The 21,988-nt window shown below is 36.1% G+C and carries 19 protein-coding genes; 2 read left to right on the top strand and 17 right to left on the bottom strand.

Annotation, left to right across the window (positions count from 1 at the left end):
* Positions 1–20 precede the first annotated feature (20 nt).
* The 17 genes from O3664_RS01895 to O3664_RS01815 form a co-directional block, all read right to left on the bottom strand.
* Complete coding sequence (locus O3664_RS01895) at positions 21–1,085, bottom strand: sugar transferase (protein WP_033685503.1); 1,065 nt, start codon at positions 1,083–1,085, stop codon at positions 21–23.
* 10 nt (positions 1,086–1,095) lie between these two features.
* Complete coding sequence (locus tag O3664_RS01890) at positions 1,096–2,088, bottom strand: Stealth CR1 domain-containing protein (RefSeq protein ID WP_049551053.1); 993 nt, start codon at positions 2,086–2,088, stop codon at positions 1,096–1,098.
* Positions 2,085–3,185, bottom strand: coding sequence for a UDP-galactopyranose mutase (gene glf, locus O3664_RS01885; protein WP_049551052.1), 1,101 nt, complete (start codon positions 3,183–3,185; stop codon positions 2,085–2,087). Before glf ends, O3664_RS01890 begins: the two co-directional genes overlap by 4 nt.
* An 11-nt stretch (positions 3,186–3,196) precedes the next feature.
* Positions 3,197–4,612: a flippase gene (locus tag O3664_RS01880; RefSeq protein WP_004258296.1), complete on the bottom strand. Its 1,416-nt coding sequence runs from the start codon at positions 4,610–4,612 to the stop codon at positions 3,197–3,199.
* 4 nt (positions 4,613–4,616) lie between these two features.
* The gene (locus O3664_RS01875) at positions 4,617–5,762 is read right to left on the bottom strand and encodes a polysaccharide polymerase (RefSeq protein WP_371613555.1); all 1,146 of its coding nucleotides are present in this window, start codon (positions 5,760–5,762) and stop codon (positions 4,617–4,619) included.
* Positions 5,763–5,797: 35 nt separating this feature from the next.
* On the bottom strand, positions 5,798–6,868 hold the full coding sequence (locus O3664_RS01870) for a glycosyltransferase family 2 protein (protein ID WP_371613554.1): 1,071 nt from the start codon (positions 6,866–6,868) through the stop codon (positions 5,798–5,800).
* Positions 6,865–7,833: a DUF6625 family protein gene (locus O3664_RS01865; protein ID WP_261228618.1), complete on the bottom strand. Its 969-nt coding sequence runs from the start codon at positions 7,831–7,833 to the stop codon at positions 6,865–6,867. Before O3664_RS01865 ends, O3664_RS01870 begins: the two co-directional genes overlap by 4 nt.
* Positions 7,830–8,471: a DUF1919 domain-containing protein gene (locus O3664_RS01860; RefSeq protein WP_371613553.1), complete on the bottom strand. Its 642-nt coding sequence runs from the start codon at positions 8,469–8,471 to the stop codon at positions 7,830–7,832. The genes O3664_RS01865 and O3664_RS01860 overlap by 4 nt, the downstream gene beginning before the upstream one ends.
* A 1-nt stretch (position 8,472) precedes the next feature.
* Entirely contained in the window at positions 8,473–9,621 is a 1,149-nt protein-coding gene (locus O3664_RS01855; RefSeq protein WP_371613552.1) for a glycosyltransferase family 4 protein, read from the bottom strand.
* A gap of 2 nt (positions 9,622–9,623) precedes the next feature.
* Complete coding sequence (gene cps2T / locus O3664_RS01850; RefSeq protein WP_371613551.1) at positions 9,624–10,796, bottom strand: beta 1-4 rhamnosyltransferase Cps2T; 1,173 nt, start codon at positions 10,794–10,796, stop codon at positions 9,624–9,626.
* Between the two features lie 34 nt (positions 10,797–10,830).
* Positions 10,831–12,180 carry a sugar transferase gene (locus O3664_RS01845; RefSeq protein WP_371613550.1) on the bottom strand — a complete coding sequence of 450 codons (1,350 nt, stop codon included), beginning with the start codon at positions 12,178–12,180 and terminating at the stop codon, positions 10,831–10,833.
* 23 nt (positions 12,181–12,203) lie between these two features.
* A complete protein-coding gene (locus tag O3664_RS01840) occupies positions 12,204–12,908 on the bottom strand; it encodes a tyrosine-protein kinase (RefSeq protein ID WP_004258260.1) in 705 nt (234 codons plus the stop codon).
* A 10-nt stretch (positions 12,909–12,918) separates the two neighbouring features.
* Positions 12,919–13,611, bottom strand: coding sequence for a Wzz/FepE/Etk N-terminal domain-containing protein (locus tag O3664_RS01835; protein ID WP_000662188.1), 693 nt, complete (start codon positions 13,609–13,611; stop codon positions 12,919–12,921).
* A gap of 8 nt (positions 13,612–13,619) precedes the next feature.
* Positions 13,620–14,351 carry a capsular polysaccharide biosynthesis protein Cps4B gene (gene cps4B, locus O3664_RS01830; protein ID WP_004258257.1) on the bottom strand — a complete coding sequence of 244 codons (732 nt, stop codon included), beginning with the start codon at positions 14,349–14,351 and terminating at the stop codon, positions 13,620–13,622.
* Between the two features lie 6 nt (positions 14,352–14,357).
* Positions 14,358–15,803 carry an LCP family protein gene (locus O3664_RS01825; RefSeq protein WP_214614841.1) on the bottom strand — a complete coding sequence of 482 codons (1,446 nt, stop codon included), beginning with the start codon at positions 15,801–15,803 and terminating at the stop codon, positions 14,358–14,360.
* 189 nt (positions 15,804–15,992) lie between these two features.
* Positions 15,993–17,951 carry a peptide ABC transporter substrate-binding protein gene (locus O3664_RS01820; protein WP_261056231.1) on the bottom strand — a complete coding sequence of 653 codons (1,959 nt, stop codon included), beginning with the start codon at positions 17,949–17,951 and terminating at the stop codon, positions 15,993–15,995.
* Positions 17,952–18,146: 195 nt separating this feature from the next.
* Positions 18,147–19,754, bottom strand: a complete 1,608-nt coding sequence (locus O3664_RS01815; RefSeq protein WP_078237916.1) for an alpha-glucosidase — start codon at positions 19,752–19,754, stop codon at positions 18,147–18,149.
* Between the two features lie 152 nt (positions 19,755–19,906).
* Between O3664_RS01815 and O3664_RS01810 the strand changes: the two genes are divergently transcribed.
* Both O3664_RS01810 and O3664_RS01805 read left to right on the top strand, forming a co-directional pair.
* On the top strand, positions 19,907–21,391 hold the full coding sequence (locus O3664_RS01810) for a DUF1846 domain-containing protein (protein ID WP_023946637.1): 1,485 nt from the start codon (positions 19,907–19,909) through the stop codon (positions 21,389–21,391).
* 94 nt (positions 21,392–21,485) lie between these two features.
* Entirely contained in the window at positions 21,486–21,968 is a 483-nt protein-coding gene (locus tag O3664_RS01805; RefSeq protein ID WP_023946639.1) for an S-ribosylhomocysteine lyase, read from the top strand.
* Positions 21,969–21,988: the final 20 nt, after the last annotated feature.

The following is a 21,988-nucleotide window of genomic DNA, read 5'->3' as shown; positions in this document are numbered from 1 at the left end:
TGATACATTACTTAGTGAATTTAAACTAAGTATTTAGTTAGTTTCTCTAAAGCTATTTTCAAATAATATCCTGATCTTATATTATTTCCTACCTTTTGTGCATTTTCTACTAACTCTTGATATTCTTCTTCCGAAATATTATTGATTGTTTCTTGTATGTCAAACAAAGAATCAACTGTGATACCACAATTATTCTTTAAGACAAAATGAGACAAAGCAGATTCCTTCCAAACAATGATAGGGAAACCAGAAGCCAAATAAAGTGACGCTTTATGAGAATTGTTATAGCGTAGATACTCTCCAAAAAATCCACTACAAGTCTCAGAACTGTCACCATCCCAAACTAAACCAAAACTTCCTTCCAATACTGATGGAAGTTCATCTGGAAGAAATGAACCAAAGTAGGTTTCATTAGATAACTTCCTAGACTCATCAAATCCAACACCATATAAATTAAATTGTGGTTCTATAGGTAATGAGTATAGATATGCTGCTTTATCTTGTGATAAATTTCCTGCAACAATTATTGGTTGTTCTTTTCTTAAACTAGTTTTTTCTATAAAATCTGGAATTAAATAATCAAAGATTTCTAAATTAGTAATTTTTTCTCCAAGAACTCCTTTATTGACTAATACTCCTTTCATTACTTTATTATGAGCAATAATACCATTTACATAATGTAAAGAAGATCCCTCCGTAATTTTCATACGTAATTTCATTCTAAAAGGTAATGTTTCATCATTTACAAAACGTAATGTTTCTAAATCATGAATCAGGAAATAGATTTTAATACCTTTTTTTCTAAGGGATTTTAGTAAATTACTAAATAGTAAGGAATGGTGTAATAATGGAAATTGGATAACAATCTCATCGCCTCTTTTTAAAAGTTTGAATGCTTTTGATAGTGCTTGATATTTATGTATCTGTGCCTTGAGTACATTCATTTTATACCAATCATCAACCAATACTCTTAAAGGGATATATCCCAACTCATTTAACACAGTTTCAACATCATTACGTGCCTTATTGCCAGCATTTTTTTGGTTAACATCATTTAAAAATTCTTCTTTTAAGTAGTATTTCATATTTTACCTTTCATTTTTCAAAAGATGACTTTTCTGGATAGCGTTCTTCTAATAATTTTTTGAAAAGTATAATACTTCTTTCATCAATATTAATATTATCATTCACACATAGTAGTTTTCGCTTTTTATTTCCAAAAATCTTCTTCAGCTTATCAATTTGATTTAGCTCAATTGATTCACCCATATTTTTTGAAATCGGATAAAACTCATTACTTTCAATTTGCCAGTGCTGACAAATATACTGATTCACATCCACCCCATAATTTCTGAATTGATTCCGTGATGTTCTATCTAATACCTCCTCCTCAATCTCCCAAAGATGAGCTAAAGTGCTCTTTTTCATTGGAACTGGAAGATGCTGATTTACATATCCTGTAGGCCCCCAGGGAAGTAATAAGATATTCTTCATTATTAAAGTACCATATCTATAATTAAAAAATTTCCAAGGAGAAGACTTTAAGGCTTGCTTTTTGGGGAAATGACGATAAATTAACTCAACATTATTATGATAAGTGTTTGTATACGACGACCATGGAACTAAAGCATCGTAAACTGCTAAAAGCTTCGGTTGATTATTTTTGAAGAAATCTGAAGGTTTTACATCTTTTATCAAATACATGTCATCGTTAAAATAAATAAAATTCTCAGACAATCCTTCAATTCTATGAAGATTTAACTCAATAGCCGCTGAATTAAAAGTTGGAAGATAGGATGCTGGAATAAATTCCTTATGTGATATAAATCTCAACTTTGGATGACTAAGATTCAGCCAACTAGGTTTTTGACCATTCGTAATTAAATAAATATTATTGACCCACGGCGCATGTCTCTCAATCATACGAAACCAATACTGAAAAATTCCATATTCACGATAACGCTGTTCACCATCTGCGTCTACATTTAACGATTCCTTTTGACTAGTTACTCTTTGTTTTTCCTTAATAAAGTTAGGATCACTTCCATCTACCCAGAGAACAACGATATCAATCTTTTCTTGTGTCATTGTGAAAACTCTTCTTCTACAACATTCAAGGCACGTTCAATGACCACATGCATGTCGTAATATTTATAATCAGCCAAACGTCCACAGAAAATGACCTTATCGTTCTGTGCTGCTTCTTCTTGATATTTAGCAAACATAGCATTGTTTCTCTCATCATTGATTGGATAATAAGGTTCATCTCCACGTTTCCAATCAGCTGGGTATTCACGAGTAATAACCGTTTTGTCCTGAGTACCATACTCAAAGTGTTTATGCTCAATAATGCGAGTATAAGGAATTTCACGTTCTGTATAATTCACAACTGCATTTCCTTGATAATTTTCCTCATCTAGAACTTCATGCTCAAAACGAAGACTACGGTATTCTAACTCACCATGTTTATAATCAAAGTATTGGTCAATCATCCCTGTAAAGACAACTTTTTCAGCAGAAGTCTCTAATTCTTGACGATTGGCAAAAAAGTCAACGCCGAGTTCTACTTCTACATCTTTCAGCATATTTTCGATGATAACGTTGTACCCCCCAATTGGAATTCCTTGGTAACGGTCATTGAAGTAGTTATTATCAAAAGTCAAACGAACTGGTAGACGTTTAATGATAAATGGTGGGAGGTCTGTCGCAGAACGTCCCCATTGCTTTTCAGTATATCCTTTAATCAATTTTTCATAAATATCTGGACCGATCAATTTGATAGCCTGTTCTTCCAAGTTTTTAGGTTCAACGTCCTGCATATGTGCTGTTTGTTCAGCAATCTTATCTTTGACTTCTTGAGGAGTTTTTGTCCCCCACATAGCATAAAAGGTATTCATATTGAAAGGTAGATTATAAAGACTGCCCTTGTAATTAGCGACAGGTGAGTTGATATAGTTGTTAAATTCAGCAAATTGATTCACATAATCCCAGACTTTCTTGTTAGAAGTATGGAAGATATGGGCACCATATTTATGAACATTAACACCTTCTACATTCTCGCAGTATATATTCCCACCAATATGGTCACGTTTATCAATAACTTTTACTTTTTTTCCACGCTTGGTTGCTTCATAAGCAAAAATTGCTCCAGACAGACCAGCACCAACGATTAGATAGTCGTACATAATACACCCCTTTATTTTTTTAATAATTGTTGTTTTAACTCATTTGGATTTATTACCTTTAAGATTAAGATCAAGCTGGCATAAATTATTGCTCCTAGAACAGCATACAGTCCCACATTAATCATCGGTGATACATTTAGGAATTTTTTTATAAACAACAAAATACCATACATAACTCCAGATGAGATTATAATTTTGATCAATGAACCTAGAATGGGCACCTCTCTCAAATAAGAACGAGTATAGAATAACTGTATCCCCCAAACTAATGCCTCTGTTAAAACAGACACAATGGCCGCACCTATATAGCCCAACTTTGGAAGCAAGATAAGATTTAATCCTACACTAACAATAGCAGGAATTGTTGTTGACAGCATAAACTCTTTATTCTTATTATGAGGTATTAAGATTTGAATACCCATAATATTGGTCCAACCAATAAAGAACATTCTAAAAATCATAATGGCTATCGCATAACGTGCCTCTTGAAAATCTTGCCCCAGGAAAAAATTTACAAAATCATCATTTACGATTAACATCCCTGCCATAATAGGGAAAATTACCAAATTATAAATCAGAAATGACATCTCATGCATCTTGTTAACTGCTTTATGATCTCCTGAGGATAAAAGTTTTGAAACTCGTGGTAACATAACACTACCCAATGAAGTTACTAGAGTTAATAAAATATTAATAAGTTTCAAAGCTTGGTCATAAATACCTACATCTCTTGTTGAAGCAAGAGCTCCAAGCATAGTGCTATCTAATGTTACATAAAGCGATATAGCAATCTGAGGTAAGAACAATAAGATGACTGGCTTCAAATGCCTTTTAGCATACATTAAATCAAAGTATGGTTTACCAATAAACTCTCTTGCTGGTATCCACATACTTAATTGTCCCAACAATTCAAAAGTCGTCAGAAAAAAAACATATAAATATAGGTCGTTTACTGATCTTATGAATAGAAAGATAGAAATAACACCAGCTAATTTCACCGTAATATTTCTTACTGTAATCTTTCGAAAATCCTCTAAACCTTGAAATAACCAAGAAATATCTAGAGCTTTAGAAAGCAAACTAAAACCTAGAATATAGGCCACAGGATTTTTCATAGCAGGTAAAGTCAGGCATAACAAAACATACAGTACAAAAGAACAAATAGCTGCACCTAGCTGTAAAGTATAAATTCCCCAAAAATTCTTACGAATTATTGTTCGATTACCAGAAATCTCCTTTGTCCCATAGTTGGCTACTCCTAAAGCAGCTAACAAAACAAAATAGGCAACAATGGAGTTGAAGAAGCTATAGGTTCCTAAATCATCTGAAGAAAATACTCTCGTAACGTATGGGGTTGTGATGATAGGCAGTATTATGAGTAATAGCTGATAAGAAAGATTATAAGCATAATTTTTTAGAACTTTCATAGTTTTACAATTCTCTTATTTCCTTATTTTGAACATCATACAAATTAGCAAAAATAGTAAACATAAAAATATTGTATCCTGGTCTTATCCAGAAAGCTTCAATCATACAGTTAATTGTAATAAGAGATAACAAGGCTAGAAATAAAAACTTTTTTTGTTTATAAACTTTTTTTGAAGCAAACACATAAATCAATACTAGTAATACAACAGGAATTAATCCGTAATAAAATAACATTTGGATATAAGAGGAATCAACATAGTTATAACTATGAACCGACTCAGTAGTCCCTCCGTAGCCAATAAACTTTACTCCAGCTTTACCAAATAAAGGTAAACCATATGTATCCAGTGCATTTTTACCTAAAAACAATCTCATACTAAACAGATTATTTAAATTCACATAGAACGAAGAAGACCATGTGAAAAAGTAGGAAACATAAAACATGAAAGCAGAAAAAATAAGAGCAAAATATGGCATTATACTGTATACTCTATATTTTCTTTCTTTAGTGTAATACATGATTATGAAAATCAAAGTTGCAGCAAGTATAGATAATACATTTAGTCGCGCATCACAAAATTTTAGTATAAAAAATGCTAAAGATAATCCTACAATCGTTCTCAAAAATATATATTTTTCTCTAAGTAAGTAACCCCAAGCAATAAATAAATAAAAACAGTGAGAAGCAAAATCAGTTGGATAAATAAATCCAAATGAATTTCTAACTACTAAACTAGAGGAGCGGATTTGAGCAAATTGTAAATTAGGTACTACTCCTAAAATTGAAAGTAGAAAGATTAACAAAACAATTGTACCTGATACACCCACATATGTTTTCAAAACTACATCAACATCTACTTGGTACAATAGTATAATCAACAATGAATAAAGAAGAAAATTGGTCCCACCTGTACGTAAAAATACTATAATACTTGTCAGTATCAACAAGATACTGGATACAATATAAAATGAACTAAATTTTTTTATAAATAAAAATCTAAAAATCAATAATAAAACTACACATATTAATAAAACCACAGGAATATTAGGTAGTGTCCTATTTAACATTGTAGTCGTAATAGTATCATATCCAGTAATTATGGTCAGTACAAAAATAACCAAAAGGTTCTCAAATTTAATTTTTAACATAATATCCTTTTTACTGTTAATGCTTATAGCCAGAATTATTTAAAAGCAATCTTGCGTAAGATTGGATTCATTTTCATTTTTTCAATAAATATAACGATCTGAAATTTTTTTCTGGTGAGAAGATCAATGCTCAATCTCCGAAGAAATAAAGAAAAGTTTCTTTGTCTCAACAACTCCTTATAAGATCCAATAATTTGCTCTCCATTATTCAAAAAAATACTTTCAAATGCCTCATTATCAACTAAAGATTGTAATAATTCTATTTTTTTTTGTCTTCTCAACTTTAAATTTGAAATTTGAAAAGCTGCACTGACAACTATTTTAGTCTTAATTTCTTGAATTAATGTGGCATCTTCTAATTGGAACTGTTCAAGCAATTTATGTAATTCTTGAAGTTCCTCTAATTGAATTTCAATTCTCCTAGGATGAAAACTGGTTAATGCTGAACCATTTCTACCAGCAATATAATTATAGAGTGTCGAATCAATAAATAGAATAGTATTTAAATGTCGATAAACTTGAAAATTGAATAAAGTATCTTCTCCTATTTGTTTATTAGGAAACCTAATATCATGCTTTAAAATAAATGTCTTGTTATAGATTCTTGACCAAACATTATACATCATATCAGTTTTGAATAATTCTATAAATTCATTTCTAAATTCATTCTTTCTAAGAAGACCACAATGTGTATAAAAATGAGGGCGACAAGACAATACAGTATTCTTATTTTCTTTAATTTCATTGTAGCCAAAACAAAGAACATCCCATTTTTGTTTTAAATTAGAAGAAATCTTATCAAAGAAATTATATGACAAAAAATCATCCGGATCCATAAAATATAAATAATTTCCCTTTGATAAAGAAATACCTAAATTCCTAGCTTCTGCCACTCCGTTATTTTCGATGTGACTAACAAAAACATTTGAAAAATTACTTTGGTACTCATCACAAATCGCACCACTTTTATCACTTGAACCATCATTAATTAGCAGAATTTCATATGTGATTGATGACGGTTGCAAAAGTATTGAATCTAGACCCCTTCTTAAATAATTTTCAACATTATATACTGGAATAATAATGCTCAAATCTATATTATTCATTTACTCTTCATCCTTAACTTATGTCGAATAAAACCTAATGTCCATTTTTCTCTCTTAAACTTCTTTAAAAATGTTGACTTAACATATTCCCAATAAAATCTATTATTTGTTACTTTTTCAATCTCTTGTATAGAAATTTTATCTCCAACGACTAGTCGGTTAGGTATAACATAAAATGAATCGACAACCTCAAACTCTGGACATTCAATCGTCCTTTTTTGGAAATGTACATATAATGGATGTTTAACGACTAGCTTATTGTCTTTAATTTCAATACTCTCAAGTCCATTCTTTTCTGACCAAAAATAATAGCGTTTAGGTTCATTTTCACCATATTCTCGAAATGAGAAATGACTAATATCGATATCATGAAAGAATTTATCTTGCAGTTGTTTGAAATTACTTTTTTCAAAAATCTTTTGGATACCATCTGCTTCATCAAAAATAAAAGTTTGCTCATTAGTGAAGACATTATGATAATCTAATCGATAGTTTAAACCTCTACCAGACATGAATACATGATTAACTTCTTGTGAATTTTTAAATATTTGGAGGTGACCAAAAAGACCATATCGAGCATAATCATTCTCAAAAAAGCTATGCTTTTCCAGAAATTGATAAATATCACCAAGTAAGACATCTGTATCACAAAATCCCCAGTAATCATACTCTTTTAATTCTTCTTCAAAAATAAGCCCGTAGGCAGCCCTATAGTCACATAATTTATACGGAGTTTTGAGAGAAATTTCAAAATCAAATTTAGACTGTACTTTTTTTCTTAAATCATCAAACGAAAGAGTCTTAAATTCAATATTATCAGCGTTTAAAACTTCAAATTGGTCAACATTTTGATCAGTATAAATTAAGAAATCAATCTTTTGATTACGTTTAGCGGTCAACAAAAAATAAGGGAAAAACTTTGGAAGTTTTCCAAAATATGGAATAATGAGTCTTATCTTTTTCATTTACTTAAATCCTCTCCGCCCTTATTCAACCAGGTAACAACATTAAAATAGCGATGATACGTTTTCAAGTCGATGCCAACATGTCCTTGCTTTTCAGCTGATTTGAAATGAACTAGGGAAGGTAAATCACTATAATTCTTAGAAGAGAAGATAACCTTACTCTTGTATGAAAGCTCTTCAAACTCTTTCATCAACTCATAAGTGCAGGCATCATTATCATTGAACTTGAAATATAGATTATCCCAATGCATTCTCTTCAAACGACGGTTCCATTTTTGAGTTGCTTCTTTCTCATCTGCATAATGTAAGAAATGTAATTCGATATCGTCTAAAAGGGCAAGTGGATAAGCATTATCAAAGTCTTTAATGTATTTCGATTCCTTAACAAATTTCAAGGGGATATTTCCACTCAAATAGTGTTTTAAATTCTTGAGCATCTTGATGTAATCAGGAGAGAAAACAAACATCCCTACAAATGGCGTTTGATAAGGTAAGCCCAATTCCTGATAGACTTTTCCAGCCCAACAATTATCACAAATGATAGTAAAATTTTTATTCCTAAGTCTTCTTCTAGGAATAAAATTAGTAATTGGGTATACAATTGGTTTTAATTTATTCTTAATTTTTTCAATATTCATCTTAGTATTTCTTATATAGCTCTGAGAAATTACGAATATAACTTTGTAATGAGAAAAGTTCTTTTTGACGTTTGACCGATGCCTTGCCAAATTGCTCTCTCTTCTCAGTCTTCTCAACTAATTCTTGAATGACCTTCGACAATTCTGTAGGCTGATTTGGAGTGGCTAGGAGACCGTTTGCCCCCTCCTTAACCATTTCACAGACACCACCATGACGATAACCAACTACAGGTTTGCCACAAGCCATAGATTCGAGGACTACTGTTGGTAGAGGATCTGGATTGGTACTTGGTAATACAAAGATATCAAACATATTATAGAGCTCTGTCGTCTTACTATAATAGTCGATACGCTTGATTTGTCTAGCTACTGGTAAGTCTGATATAGCTTTTTCCAACTCATCAACACGCCACTCTTCACCCTCAAATGCACTACCAGCCAAAAAGGCAACTACTTTTGGATTAGCCTTCAAAATTGGAGCCACAGCTTCTAAAAAGTCGCCTTGTCCTTTCCAGGCATTAACTCGACCAATCATACCGATGACAAGAGAATCTTTTGCGATACCAAACTGTTCACGGGTGGCGTTGGCATCCATTTCATGATAGACGGCATTGTCAACGCCATTATAGATAACTTGAACTTGTCCATTTTTTACAAAGCGAGACTGCTTGACGTGGTTAGCTACAGCATTTGAAACCGTCACAATCGTATCAGCATAACGTCCCATCAAAAAGTTGATGAAATCTGAGATTGCTTTTGGTTTCACAATAATTTCATGCACATGCCAAATTAAAGGAAGTTTCAATTTACGTTTGAGATAAATCCCCTCAAGTACTGCAGTAGTATTGTTGTGAAGGAGAGTAATTCCATTTTCCTTAGCGTATTTGGAGATTTTCTTTGAATAACGATTATATGAGCCAAAATACTCAAGAATCCCCTTAGGATTAAAATATTTACGACGCAAGATTGGATAATCGATAACTCTAACTTTAGCACCAACACTCTCCAATGCACCCACTAAGACACCATCATTGGGTAAAATAACGTGTACTTCAAATTCGTCTTTATTCAAACCTTTAATAAGCTCCAACAAAACCTTGTCAGCGCCATACATTTCGGCACCAGCGTGGAGATATAAAATTTTCTGCATTTCTAACCTTTAAATAATTTCTCGTAGTCTGTAACAATCTTTTCCCAAGTGAAAGCATCCGCAATTCTCTGATTTGATTGTCTATCTAACTCATCAATCATTTTTGCATCGAATTGTTCAACTTTCTCGATTACTTGTGAAAGCTCATCTTTTTTCCAATAAATCGCACTTTGCTCCCCAACTTCTCGGTTAAAACCAACATCTAGCAACAAATTCAGTTTTGTTGATGCTAGAGCTTCTAGTAGAGAAGGGTTTGTCCCCCCAACCTCATGCCCATGGAAATAGGCAAAAGCATTTTCACGAATGTACTTGAGCAACTCTTGGTCATAGACTGTACCGACAAATTTGACCCTAGGATCTTTATCAAAACCAGTATCCTGTAACAACTGATCGTAAAATTTATTCTGCTCCACATTTGTGATGAGGACAAAGTCCTTCTTGGACTTGGACTTGATAAATTCACGAATCATGGTTTCGTAGTTGTTTTCAGGGACGAATCGTCCCACCACTAGATAATAACCATTTTCGTTAATTCCTTTTTCCTGATACCAGTTCCGAACCTTTGTGTCTTCTGCTTTCAGATTTGAAGGAGCAGTATCAGTACCATAGGCAATATAGGTGGTCTCTGGTTGATACTGTTTATAGTCCTCCTGAATATATTGTTCAATATTTTTGCTATCGCATACCAGTAAATCAGCATGCTTGACCATGAGTTTCTCTGAAAATTTCCAGTACTTACGAACTGGCATGCTCCACTTTGCTCGCAACCATTCATGTCCATCTGGATTCACAAGCAAGGTGCCCCCAATAGCTAGAATTTTTCTCTTAATTCTTGAAATAAAAGGACCAATACGACAAGCCAGAATGTAAAAAATGGGAGCTTCGTCCTTGTTTTCCTTAGCCAATTCAATAGCCTTGTTGACTGCTGCAATATCGTAAGCGATGGCGCGGGCTGGTCCGATATTGGGCACATCAACATTGAAACAAATGGCTCCATTATGCTCAAACCGGTCTTCCGTGATACCAGACTTGGCTGAATTTTCACGCATACAAGCAACATAATATTGTATGTTGCTGTCTTTTTGGTATTCGGTTAATTTTTCAACAAAGGTTTCAAACCCTCCATATTTGGCAGGAATCCCTTTTGAACCAATGATATAAACTGCTTTTCTCATATCACTCCTACTTTATTTTATAATAAAACAAAAATTATTTCGCTCCATCTTTCATTACTACAACTTTTATTGTCTTCAGTAAAATCTCAATATCTTTCCAAATTGTCCAGCCATCTAAATAAGTAACATCTAATTTTACTACATCATCGAAGTTTGTAATATTACTTCTACCACTAATCTGCCAAAGGCCTGTAATTCCAGGTTTAAAACTGAGACGACGTTTTTGTTCGGGTGTATACTTCATATACTCATCTAAGGTTGGTGGTCTAGTACCAACTAAACTCATATCGCCTTTTAGAACATTCCAAAATTGTGGCAATTCATCTAGACTCGTCTTTCTAATAAAGTACCCTATCTTTGTCACACGTGGATCATTTTCAATCTTAAACATCCCACCCTGCATCTGGTTCTGACTCATCAAATCCTTCTTGATTTCCTCTGCATCTACTCTCATAGAACGGAATTTATAAAATTTAAATATACGTCCATTTCTACCAACCCTATCCTGGGCAAAAATAGCAGGACCTCCATCTTTTTTTATCAAAGGAACAAGAAAAATAGACACTATACCACAAATCACTAGACCAAATAAGGATCCGATTATATCTATCATTCGTTTTAAAGCAACATCACTAGAACGATAAAAGGTTGTTGAAAAATTAACCACACTAGAATTCCCAAAACGTTGAATCGCTTTTTCACTATTGGTTACAAATTCTAAAGTCGCAATATTAACAGCTACTGGCAAGCCCATCATTTCAAATTGAGAAACAAAATCTGCAATTAAAAAATTTTCACTTGGAAGATTAATCACCACTTGATCTACTACTGATCTCGTAGCATAGGTTACTAAGTTATCCAACGTAACGATTGTCAAATTAGAAGACTCAAAATGCTCATCATCCACAATACAAACAGCTGAAACATAGCCATACTCATAACTAGACAGTTGCTTTAGTACTCTCTCAACTCGTGCACGTGTGGTCACTAGCAAGATACGCTGAGTATATTTTTTTTGAAGTGATAGATATTTCCAAATCTTACGAATCCAAATATTGACAATCATTAGCATAATTGAATTTACAGTCACAATGCATAATAGATTAGCTAATGATAAATATGGTATATTTGGTTCTAAAATAGGAAAAACTATACAGGATAAGAAAATATAGACCAGTATATATTTTAACGTTTGTATACATTCCTCTGCAAGGGTCCGGTATTTGAAATTTTTACTATATGCACTAATGTAGTAAGAAATAGTGTGAACCACCATCAGAAATACCAGAAGTTCATGACTAGCTAATACAAACGATAACAGATAAATTGGAAACAGTTGTATTATGAGAATCTCTAGTTTTCGAATATTTGATACTTCTCTCAAAACTACCTCCTAGGTAACTCTACCTACTTCTTTTTCCCATAATTTCCATAGGAACCATAGGCTCCATAACCACCATAAGCTCCATATTTTTCAACTTCGGTGTTGAATTTATTTAGAACCACACCTAAAAAAGGAGTTCCTGTTTGTTCTAACTGTTCCTTCGCCTTTAAGATATCACGTCGTTTTGTCTCTCCAGCTGCCGTAACCAAGATAGAAGCGTCACATTTTTGTGTAATGATAGCGGCGTCAATAACCATCCCAATCGGTGCAGTATCCACAATGACATAGTCAAAATACTTACGCAAGGTATCAATCATGGTATGGAAATTTTCACTCTGCAGGAGGGCCGTTGGGTTAGGTGATATCGGTCCTGCCTGAATAACAAATAGGTTATCAATATTGGTATCACAGAGACCATTTGAAAGATCAGTAGTTCCAGCTAAGAAGTCAGTTAACCCAGTAATTTTTTCCCTTGACTTGAAGACACCAGACATGACTGAATTACGGATATCCGCATCAACTAGCAATGTTTTATAGCCTGCACGCGCGAAAGCCCAGGCGATATTAGTTGACGTTGTCGATTTTCCTTCACCAGGTCTGACAGATGAAATAGCAAGAACTTTCAAATTATCACCACTCAATTGAATATTGGTACGCAAAGCATTATAGTGTTCTTCAGCTTTTTTAGCAAAATCTAAACGCTTTTTTGAGATTTCTAATGTTGGCATGTTTTCTCCCTTACTTTAACTTATCCAAATCTGGAACAATTCCTAAAAGTGCAACCTGCATGACTTCTTCGACATCTTCTGGTCGTTTGACACGATCGTCCAATAATTCAAGCAATACGACTGCAACAACCATCACTGCTCCACCTACTAGGAAAGCAAGCGCAGTATTTCGACGAATATTAGGTGAGGATGGTGTTATTGCTGGTCTAGCTTCCTCTAATGTTGTTACATCAGATACACGAGTTACCTTAATGATTTTTTCAGCTGCCACTTCACGAAGAGCATTTGCGATACGACTTGCTTCTTCTGGTTGATCATCCTTAACAACGATCGATACGATACGAGTATCTACCGGTACTGTCACCTGAATTTTCTTAGTTAGTTCTTTAACTGTTTTCTCTAATTTAAGATTTGAAATGACTTTTTCCAGTACATCTTGCGAAAGGATAATTTCCTTATAGTCTTTTACAAGATAGGTACCTGCCTGCAAATCCTGATTCGTCAACCCTGTATTTTCAGATTGATTGCGACTAACAACATAGATTCGTGTTGTACTAGCATATTCCGGTTTCAACACAAAACTACTCAAGCCAAATGCAAGTAACGCTGTCACAACCGCAGTTAGTATGATAGCGAGTTTCTTCTTCCAAAGGATTTTAAATAATTGAACAACATCAATTCCGATTTCTTTATTTTCTTTCATGTTAACTCCTAAATAATTTGATCAGCTATGATAAAGCGAGGATTTTCGATAAATAATTCTCTCGCCTTTCTTTCACCGTATTGTTTTGAGACGATCTCATAAGCTTCTTTCATGTAAGGCGGTCTTTGGTCTAAATTGTGCATATCGCTCGCCACAAAATGTACCAAATCACGCTCTAGGAAATAGCGAGCTCGTTTCTTCATAAATTTATATTTATCCCCAAATAACTTTGGTTTTAAAATACTTGAGCTATTGATTTGAGTGTAGCAGCCCATGTCAATCAACTCTTTTACCCGTTTTTCGTTATTTTCTAATTCATGGTAACGTTCAATGTGGGCAACTACAGGCGTTATCCCAAGCATGAGAACATTGCTCAAGGCAGTATGGATTTCCCTGTAAGGGGTAGCCATACTAAACTCAATGAGAGCATAGCGTGTCCCATTGAGACTTGGAATCACCTGTTTTTCTAACTTCTCAAGCACATCATGGGTATAATAAATTTCTGCTCCATAGAGAATGGTCAAATCTGGAGCCACTTCCTTGGCTAACTCCTTCACTTCTTGGAAGTTTGTCTCTATCGTCTCCTCAGGAGTTTCAAACATTCCTTTTCGTCTATGCGATGTCGATACAATAGTCCTTACACCTTGTCTATAGGCTTCTGTCAAAAGCGCCTTGCTTTCTTGCTTAGTTTTCGGACCATCATCCACACCAAATACGATATGCGAATGAATATCAATCATTTTGTCTTATTTCCCTTCCATCACATCATTGATTGCAGCCTTGACTGACTCTAAACTGCTATCACTTATCTCCATCATGTAGAGGCTACTCTCAGGCATGGCATAGGATGGTAAATCCATACGCCCTGTTCCTTTAAGATCTTGCGAATTGATCTTATACGTTCCACCACTCTCAAGTTGGGCATTAACCAGGTTCATCATGGTTTCAAGTGGCATATTGGTTTGAATCGAATCTTGCAGCCCTTTTATAATACTGTCATAATTTTTCAAAGCTTCCGTAGAGGTTAATTTTTGCAGAATTGCAACAATGACCTTTTGCTGGTTACGGCCACGATCCCGATCACCATCTGCCAAAGAATAGCGCTCACGCACAAAGCCAAGAGCTTGCTCCGAATCAAGATGAACATTCCCTACAGGAAAATGAAACTTACCATGCAATGATGTAAAATCCTGATCATTATGAACATCAACCCCACCAAGGAGATCTATCAACTTCAAGAAAGAAGTGAAATTCAAACGAGCATAATAGTTCAAGTCAATACCGTAGAGATTTTCCAGGGTATGAATTGAAGCATCTACCCCATAAATCCCCGCATGGGTCAACTTATCTTTTTGGTTGTTGCCACCATCTGCAATTGGAACATAGGAATCACGTGGTGTCGTTGTCAAGAGAATCTTTTTCGTTTCACGATTCACTGTCATAATGATATTGACATCCGAACGAGAAACTGAGCTAATTGGACCGTAAGTATCAATTCCGCTGATATAAACGTTGAAACTGTCACCTTTGACATCTTTTGGAGTTTCAACCGTCTTGGTTAATTCTTTGGTATAGATTTTCTTAATTTTCGAAGCATAGTCAGGATATTCCGATTCGATAATGTTTTCAAAGACACTGTTTAGAATGATTGCCTTTGTATCACCGGCTAGCAAGCTCTTATAGGCCGCAAGATAGGAGCTACTTTCTTCGACAGTCAATTCCCTATTTTGACTATCCTTAAGATCATTCATCAACTGTTGGATATTATCCTTATCCGTCCCAGTCGGTCCCATCACACTGCTTACCTGACTGATATTATCAATTGGACTATCTGCTAACACTGCAATACTCATCGAATAATTTGAGTAATTCGATGTTGCATTCAAACGACTGGTAAATCCAATGAACTGCCCTACGGCAAAGAGAGAAGTACCAGTGATTAACACACCAAGTAGTAATAAAATCAGCGTTAGATTTTGAACTTTCTTGGACCGAATTAAAAAGAAGCACAAGATAGCTAAGGCTACAATTAAGACAGTGACCACTATATTGAGATATCGGAAGGCTAGCATATTGTACTTGAAAATCAAAAACAATAAAAAGACTGCTAGTAATGCATAGATAGCTAGCAACCCCCAACTAATCAATATTTTTGTTTTACCCTGACGAGCTCGCTTCGAAGATCTACTCACGATATACCTCTATTATCAATTTTTATTTCATTTTATTATATCATAAAAAAATACACTTGTGAGATAAATCCGCTTAGGTAAGGCGTTTTCATCTTCTTTCCGAAACATTCTTTTTGATTTGCAAACAATTACATCAATAAATTTACTATATAAACATCAAAAAGGTCCCTTACGGAACCTCATTCATCTTTATTTAACATGATTTTCTGCTTCTTTTTGAGCTTTTTCGATTGCTTTTTTACTTTCTTGCTCCCATTTAGTCTTAGCTTCTTCATACTGTTTGGTTGTCACAGTATCTTTTTGCAGTTTCATGTACTTGTAGTTATTGCCATCACCCTTGATGCCGACCAGTGAATAGCCTCTTGTAAATGGCGTTACTTTGGTTACAGATGCTGTACCACCACTTGACATGGCTGACATAATCAGAGAATTGTCAATCATCCAAGCCTGTGCTTCAGCATATTTTTCATAGCGTTTGGCTACATCTTTATTTTCGCTATCTGCATCTTTGAGCATCTTGGTGTAAGTATCAAGTCCCAAGCTAGCAATCTTAGCTTTATCTTCTTGAGCATCTAGACCAAAAATCTTGAGGTAGAATCCATCCTCTGCATTGAAAGGATTAAGATAAGTTGACGGATCTTGGTAGTCACCTACCCAACCATCAAAGTTCAAATCATAGTCACGATCAGCTGGTGTTGGCGCTAAAAAGGCTACATTATTAAAATCATCCGTTGAAAGTTGTTGAACATCAATGACAATGTTATCAGCACCTAAAACCGACTCAAGGGTTTGCTTAACTGAGTTCATGCCTGTCACAGCATTTTTACTAGTCTGATCAACTGCAACATCCAAGTGAATTGGGAAAGTCACACCTTGACTTGCCAATTCTTTTTTAGCTTCCGCAAATTTTGCTTGGGCTTTTTCTTTGTTGAAATAGGCATCCTGAGCATCTGCCAAGTTAATATCTGACCATTCTGTGCCATAGTTGACCAATTTAGAAGCAACTACTTCTCCAAAGGTCTTGTCTCCAACTTGGACAAATGTAGGAGGCACTAGGGTGTTACGAAGAGTCTTGCTAGCTGCTTCTTCCCCGTTTGACTGAGCAGAATAGGCTGTGCGGTCCAGGGCAAAGTTCACCGCTTGGCGGAAGTTTTTGTTCAAGACAGCTGTCTCAGTTGACTTCTTCTGCTCATCTGTCGTTTTAGACGTATGGTTGTAAGCCTTACGGTTGACGTTGAAATTGAAATACCAAGAAGTCTTGTCCTGCAAGCTATAGACGATATTATCCTTATATTTCTCCTTGGTCTTAGCAAAGTTAGAACTATTTGGATAAACCCCAGCGATAGAATAAGCTCCACTTTCAAAGTTACGGATGGTCAATTCTTGGTCTGAACCATCAAAGTAAGCCAATTTTACGTGTTCAATTGATACTTTGTCATGATCATAGTAATGTGGGTTCTTCACATACTCGATCGATGATTTTGATGTGAAATCTTTTAACAAATAAGGTCCGCTGTAGAGAATGCTATCTGGAGATAGGGTCCCAAAATCTTTCCCTTTTGAGTTTAGAAACTCTTCATTCACTGGGAAAAGAATACTATTGGTTGTTTTTGAATTCCAGTAAGGCTCTGGGCGTGCCAAAGTATACTCAACAGTATGGTCGTCAATGGCCTTCACTCCAACCTTAGAAAAGTCAGAATCCGCTCCTGTAATATAATCATTCAAGCCCTTGATCGAGTTTTGAATCAAGTCAATGGCCTGGGATTTATTATCCACTGCATACTTGATACCTGTCACAAAATCTTGTGCCTTGACTGGGGCGTACTCTTCACCGTCAGCCGTGAACCATTTGGCATCTTTTCTCAGTTTGTAGGTATAAGTCAGGCCATCGCTTGAAACAGACCAGTCTTCTGCCAAAGATGGAACTAGGTTTCCGTGGTTGTCATTTTCAAGCAAACCATCAACTAGGTTGGTAATGATGGCTGTATTATCAGCGTAGTAGTCTAACAAGTAGTTAAATGTAGTTGGATTTCCACTAAAGGTTGATGAGTAAGTTTTTGTATCTGAACCTGATTGTCCGCAAGCAGCTAAAAGCAAAGCAGCTGCAAAAGTCAGGCCTGCACTAAGGACACGCTTTTTTGTAGTCATCTTCTTTCTCCTTTATGTTAGTTTTTATAACATAAGTTTATTTTACCAAAATAGTGGGAATTTGTAAAGTTAATTGAATTTTGAGAATGAAAGTTTATAAACCTTGGTTATAAAAAAACAAAGGATTTCTGCCTTTCATACAGTCCTCCCTTGTTTTTATGCGATTTCAATTTTAAATTTTTCTGTAAAAAATATTTATAGTAATTCCACACAGAAAGCATCCCATGGAGCTAAGATTTGTTTTTCAAAGACTTCTTGAGCTAGGGCGTTTTCAATCAAGACAGATTTGACGTTTCCTTCTACTGTCATGTCTTGCTCTTCATTGGATAAGTTGGCCACAACTAGGAAGCGACGGTCGCCATCTTTACGGATATAGGCAAAGACCTTGTCAGCTGTTTCCAATAGTTCAAAGTCAGCTCGAATCAGCCAGCTATTCTCCTTACGGATTTGAACCAGTTTCTGATAAGTATAGAAAATAGATTCTGGATTTGCCAGCGCTTTCTGAACGTTGATTACTTCATAGTTTGGATTGACTGCCAACCAAGGCTGACCTGTCGAGAAACCAGCGTTTTTGCTCTCATCCCATTGCATTGGAGTACGGGCATTGTCACGTCCAATGACACGGATACTGTCCATGATTTCTTCCATCGGAACACCTTTTTCAAGAGCTTCACGCGCATAGTTAAGAGATTCAATATCTTCTACTTGGTCCAGCGTTTCAAACGGATAGTTGGTCATCCCAATCTCCTCACCTTGGTAGATATAAGGAGTCCCTCTCATGAGATGAAGCAATATTGCAAAGGCTTTGGCAGATTTTTCGCGGTATTCTTGATCATTTCCCCAGATTGAGACAATACGAGGGAGGTCATGATTGTTCCAGAAGAGGGAATTCCAGCCGTCCTCAACTCCTAACTCTGTCTGCCATTTGTTGAAAATCTCTTTTAACTTAGCGATATTCAGCTCTTTTTGATAGTGCCATTTAGGCTGACCTTCCTGATACTGAAGACCGATATGTTCAAACTGGAAGACCATAGACAATTCTTGCCCCTTTGGATCCGAGTAGAGCTTGGCAATCTCTGGCGTTGCTCCCCAGGTCTCTCCCACTGTCAAGAGATTCTTATCTCCAAAGGTCGCCTGATTCATCTCCTTGAGATAGGGATGGAGCATGGGACCATTATTGACTACTTTCTCGTCAGGAATTTTCCCAATCATGTCAATGACATCCATGCGGAAACCACCAATGCCTTTATCAATCCAGAAATTCATCATCTCATAAATTTTCTGACGAAGTTTTTCATTTTCCCAGTTGAGATCAGGTTGCTTCTTGCTGAAAAAGTGGAGATAGTACTGACCTGACTTTTCATCGTACTCCCAAGCAGACCCACTAAAGATAGACTCCAAATCGTTTGGTTCATCCCGCCAGATATAGTAGTCTCGTTCAGGGCTATCAGGATTTTCACAGGCCTCGACAAACCAAGCATGCTCATCTGAAGTATGATTGACCACTAAGTCCATGATGATACGAATATCACGCTTCTTAGCTTCCGCGATCAGTTGGTCCATATCCTCCATGGTTCCGAAAATAGCTGCAATCGCTTGATAATCAGCAATATCATAGCCATTATCATCCATAGGACTGTCATAAACTGGAGAAAGCCAAATCGCTGTAATTCCTAACTTGGCTAGATAGTCTAACTTACTGGTAATTCCTGGCAAATCGCCAGTTCCATCTCCATTACTATCCATAAAACTCTTAGGATAGACCTGATAGACTACGGCATTGTGCCACCATTTTTCTTGCATCTTCTTACCTCATTATTTTAATAAGCTGTAGTCTATGATAGCGCTTTTTAAAATTTTATGCAAGCGTTTGCCTAATCTTTTTGATTCCTTTTTTAACTCCATAGTTTCCTAACTTCCAATTTTTTATTATAATAGGGGTCAGAGGTAAAAAAATGAAAAAACAAGCTTTTAGTTCTGAACAATATTTGAATCTACAGCGCGACCACATTTTGGAGCGCATTAACCAATTTGACGGCAAGCTCTACTTGGAGTTTGGTGGCAAAATGTTAGAAGATTTCCACGCTGCTCGTGTCCTTCCTGGTTATGAGCCTGACAACAAAATCAAGCTCTTGCAAGAATTGAAAGAGCAAGTCGAGGTTGTAATTGCCATTAACGCTAGCAACATCGAACATTCCAAGGCACGTGGTGACTTGGGAATTTCTTATGACCAAGAAGTTCTTCGCTTGATTGATAAATTCAATGAATTGGGAATTTTTGTTGGCTCAGTGGTCATCACACAGTACGCTGGCCAACCAGCTGCAGATGCCTTCCGCAACCAACTGGAAAAAAACGGAATTGATTCTTATCTTCATTATCCAATCAAAGGATATCCGACGGATATGGATCACATCATTTCTCCAGAAGGCATGGGAAAAAATGACTACATCAAAACCAGTCGCAACTTGATTGTCGTAACCGCTCCTGGACCTGGTTCTGGAAAATTAGCAACTTGTATGTCCAATATGTATCACGACCAAATCAATGGTATCAAGTCTGGTTACGCTAAATTTGAAACCTTCCCAGTCTGGAATCTTCCCCTTCATCATCCAGTTAATTTGGCCTACGAGGCTGCCACAGCTGACCTTGATGATGTCAACATGATTGACCCCTTCCATCTCCAAACCTACGAAGAAACCACTGTCAACTATAACCGTGATATCGAAATTTTCCCAGTGCTCAAGCGCATGTTGGAACGTATCCTAGGAGAGTCTCCATACGCTTCTCCGACAGATATGGGTGTCAACATGGTTGGTTTCGCTATTACAGATGATGAAGCTGCTGTCGAAGCTTCTAAACAAGAAATCATCCGTCGCTACTATCAAACTGTTCTTGATTTTAAAGCCGAAAAAGTTGGCGAATCTGCTGTCAAGAAAATCGAGTTGCTTATGAACGACCTTGGTATCACACCTGCAGACCGTAAGGTTGCTGTCGTTGCCCGTCAAAAGGCAGAAGAAACTGGCGGCCCTGCCCTAGCCCTTGAATTGCCAACTGGGGAAATTGTCACTGGTAAGAACTCAGAACTCTTTGGCCCTACAGCCGCTGCTCTTATCAACGCTATCAAGAAATCAGCTGACATCGCTAAAGAAGTAAAACTAATCGAACCTGAAGTTGTTAAGCCAATCCAAGGTCTTAAAATCGATCATCTCGGTAGCCGCAATCCACGCCTTCATTCAAATGAAATCCTGATTGCACTTGCTATCACAGCTACAGAAAATCCTGATGCTGCTCGTGCTATGGAAGAACTTGGCAACCTCAAAGGAAGCGAAGCGCACTCAACCATCATCTTAACCGATGAAGACAAGAATGTCCTTCGCAAATTGGGTATCAATGTAACCTTTGACCCTTACTACCAATACGACCGCTTGTATCGTAAATAAAGATTTCAACCTCTCCAGCCTCGGAGAGGTTTTCTCTCTGACTCAAGAGCCGGCTTTATGTTATAATGAAAGAAGAAAACTGAAAGGATTTACCATGTCAAAAGAAGTTATTGTTGAAAGTTTTGAACTTGACCACACCATTGTTAAAGCACCCTATGTTCGCTTGATTGGGGAAGAAACAGGACCAAAGGGAGACATCATCTCCAATTATGATATTCGTTTAGTGCAACCAAACGAAGACTCTATCCCTACCGCTGGCCTTCACACTATTGAGCACCTCTTAGCCAAGCTCATCCGTACCCGCATCGACGGCATGATTGACTGTTCACCATTTGGTTGCCGCACAGGCTTCCATATGATTATGTGGGGGCGCCACACCAGTGCTGAAATCGCGGCCGTCATCAAGGATTCGCTCAAGGAAATCGCTGAGACTACTACTTGGGAAGACGTCCCTGGAACAACCATCGAATCTTGCGGTAACTACAAGGATCACAGCCTCTTTTCAGCTAAAGAATGGGCAAAATTGATTCTCCAACAAGGAATCTCTGACGATGCCTTTGAACGCCATGTCATCTAAACACAAAAAAGGAACCAGTT

Source organism: Streptococcus sp. 27098_8_109 (genome assembly GCF_041432295.1).
Taxonomy (GTDB): Bacteria; Bacillota; Bacilli; order Lactobacillales; family Streptococcaceae; genus Streptococcus.
This window is presented reverse-complemented; position numbering and strand designations above follow the sequence as displayed.